The sequence below is a fragment of the Pseudoalteromonas sp. G4 genome, assembly GCF_028875915.1.
GTDB lineage: Bacteria > Pseudomonadota > Gammaproteobacteria > Enterobacterales > Alteromonadaceae > Pseudoalteromonas.
Genome location: NZ_JAPEHW010000159.1, coordinates 1 through 1112, shown reverse-complemented (window position 1 = coordinate 1112; position 1112 = coordinate 1). Strand labels below are relative to the sequence as shown.

The window sequence follows — 1112 nt, the reverse complement described above, 5'->3', positions numbered from 1 at the left end:
TGGTTTAGCACAAGCGACTCTCGAGTACATTAAAAAAGAACTTAACCGCGCCAAACAAGTAATGGTGTTTTTAAATCGTAGAGGGTTTTCACCAAGTCTTATTTGCCACGAATGTGGCTGGTTAAGCCAATGCCAACGCTGCAGCGCCAATGCTACCTATCATAAGCATATTCGTAATTTAATTTGCCACCATTGCGGTGCGCAAGAGCACGTACCAACCCAGTGCCCCTGCTGTGGCAGCACACAAATTATTCCAGCAGGGCAAGGAACAGAGCAAATCGCCGAGTTTCTTTCCGAAGCTTTCCCAGACACTCCAATAACACGGGTTGACCGCGACTCAACACGTAAAAAAGGCAGTTTAGAAGCGGCATTAAATGAGATTAATAAAGGTGAACCGCGCATTTTAATTGGCACACAAATGCTTGCCAAAGGGCATCACTTTAGCGAAGTATCATTAGTAGTGATAATGGATGTGGACAGTGGGCTTTATTCGTATGACTTCCGTGCAACAGAGCATTTAGCGCAACTAATTACTCAGGTATCAGGCCGTGCGGGTCGCAGTGGTGAAGCGGGTACCGTGTTATTACAAACACATTTTCCTGAGCATCCGTTATTACAAGATTTAATTAATAACGGTTATCAAGATTTCTCTCGCTATGCTTTAAGCGAACGAGAAGAAACACAGCTGCCACCTTTTAGTTGTTTAGCGATTATTCGTTGTGAATCGCACAAACTAACTGACATCAATAATTTTTTATATGACCTTATTCCAGAACAGTTACCTTCTGGTATACAATTGCTCGGACCTGTTCCTGCAGCGCTTGAACGTATTGCAGGTAAGTACCGTTATCAGCTCCATATACAAGGTAATGAACGCAAAGAATTGCATCGTTACCTCAATCAATTGGTTAGCTATATCAGCCAAAGTAAGCTGGCAGTAAAGGTACGCTGGAGTATTGATATCGATCCTGTATCCATGGCATAAGAAAACAGCAAAAATGGCCCAAAGAGATTACGTAAATAAAAAACGTACCCCAAAAAAACCGAATCAAAACAAACGCCCTTTTCCTATTGCAGCGCTTTTAGTTGCAGTTGTTTTAGTATCGGCTGGT

Annotated in this window: 1 protein-coding gene; it reads left to right on the top strand. The window is 42.5% G+C overall.

The window, feature by feature from the left end:
• Positions 1–985, top strand: a 985-nt coding sequence (gene priA / locus ON073_RS20370; RefSeq protein WP_274763692.1) for a replication restart helicase PriA, incomplete at its 5' end; no start/stop codon positions are given.
• Positions 986–1112 lie beyond the last annotated feature (127 nt).